The organism is Halobacillus sp. BBL2006 (assembly GCF_000786645.1).
Taxonomy (GTDB): domain Bacteria; phylum Bacillota; class Bacilli; order Bacillales; family Halobacillaceae; genus Halobacillus.
The window spans coordinates 1-1621 of record NZ_JRNX01000205.1 but is presented as its reverse complement, the minus strand read 5'-3'; the positions used below and the strand labels follow the sequence as shown (position 1 = coordinate 1621).

Below are 1621 nucleotides of genomic sequence, written 5' to 3'. Positions count from 1 at the left end.
ATCCTGCGTAGCAGCTGCATTCTGATTTTCACTGATCCCACTCAATACCTGTTCTGCCTCGGTTTTCGCCTGATCTAGCTCACTGTTGTACATAATTTGCTTAAACGAGAAATAAATCGCAACGTTTATCAGCACCAGAAGCAGAATAAACAATACCGTTGTGAACACATGAATCTTATTGGTCAGCTTCATCGCGGATCCTTCAGCACATAACCGACACCTCTGACGGTATGAAGAAGCTGCGGTTCATAGCCTTTGTCCATTTTATTCCGTAAGTAACGCACATACACATCAACGATATTGGTATCCCCGTAATAGTCATAACCCCAGACGTGATCGAGAAGCTGCTCCCGATTTAAAACCTGTCGCTGGTTTTTTATAAAATAAACAAGCAGAGAAAACTCCTTCGCTGTGAGTTCAATCTGTTCCTTTCCGCGGAAAACCTCATGGGTCGCCTCGTTCACCTTTAGGTCAGCTAATATCATTACACCCTGCTCGACTTCTTTTGGTTTAGTTTTCGTTCTTAAAGCAGCGCGAATCCGAGCCAATAGTTCCTCGATTTGAAAAGGCTTTGTTACATAATCATTTGCACCGAGATCGAGTCCTTCTACTTTATCTTCCAGTCCATCCTTTGCTGTCAGCATAATGACAGGCGTTTCGTCCCCGCCTGAACGCATCCGTCGTAAAAGGTCCACCCCGCTCATGCCAGGAAGCATCACATCCAGCAAAATCAAATCCCACGAGTTTTCCCGGAACTGCTGCATTCCCTCTAATCCATCATTAGCTTTGACGACACTATATCCTTCATATTCAAGCTCTAACTCCAGTACCCGGGCAATTTTCTCTTCGTCTTCTACTACTAAGATTGATGGCTTACTCATCGTCATCCCTCATTCGTACGTATGGTTTACCAGTAGTTTAGCACAGCTTTGGAATTTTTTAGAACAATGTTATATGTACTTGAGGATTTAAAGGAAAAGAATCTGTTGATCTATCAATAAATAAAAAAAAGAGCCAATTTCTTCACTGCTGAAGAGAACCTGCCCTACCAAGTTTATTAATTATTAAAATGTACTTAGCCTATACTCGTAATTTCTTTCTTAGAAAAAGAATTACTTTCCTCGATCTCTTTTTTCAACAAGGAAACTTTCATCCGTTCTTCTTCCAACTGCTCTTGAAGCCGCTTATTTTCCATTACTAGATGATCTCTCTGATCCATGATACGCACGAAATCTTCCCTTATCCTCATAAGTTCCGCCTTCTTTCTATAAAAAATTCCGGATGGGCCTCAAAACATCACCTGGATCGTTTGTTAAGCGGCATGTAACGGCATCCTATACCAAAAGATTATGTTGAAGTTTGTCGTTTTTTGCAAACAATTCGACTTTACGAATGGGCTCGAGAGATTTAATTCGCGCGTTGCTCTTCATTAATGGAATTAAAAAGCCTGATTCTCGCTAGTATAAGAATCAGGCTTTTTTCTATTAAGTTTCAAAACTTTCTATGCTGCCTGCTCCTCTTCATCTTCCAATTTCTCAAGATGCATAAGGCGCTGGATCGGTTTCGTTAAGACGAGCAGCAATAATCCAAGACCAATCGCTGCGATCCCGATATAAGCATA

General features: G+C 41.2%; 2 protein-coding genes and 1 pseudogene. All 3 read right to left on the bottom strand.

Features of this window, described 5'->3' with window-relative positions:
* Positions 1-192 (bottom strand): annotated as a pseudogene (locus LD39_RS07185) (sensor histidine kinase); the annotation flags it as partial.
* Positions 189-881, bottom strand: coding sequence for a response regulator transcription factor (locus tag LD39_RS07180; protein ID WP_035544563.1), 693 nt, complete (start codon positions 879-881; stop codon positions 189-191). The pseudogene LD39_RS07185 and the gene LD39_RS07180, both read right to left, overlap by 4 nt.
* Before the next feature lie 194 nt (positions 882-1075).
* Complete coding sequence (locus LD39_RS22550) at positions 1076-1249, bottom strand: hypothetical protein (protein ID WP_156112584.1); 174 nt, start codon at positions 1247-1249, stop codon at positions 1076-1078.
* Positions 1250-1621: the final 372 nt, after the last annotated feature.

What these genes read in the sequence shown, in the direction of transcription:
- LD39_RS07180 (WP_035544563.1), bottom strand. Translation starts at nt 881, where the DNA reads ATGAGTAAGCCATCAATCTTAGTAGTAGAAGACGAAGAGAAAATTGCC.
- LD39_RS22550 (WP_156112584.1), bottom strand. Translation starts at nt 1,249, where the DNA reads ATGAGGATAAGGGAAGATTTCGTGCGTATCATGGATCAGAGAGATCAT.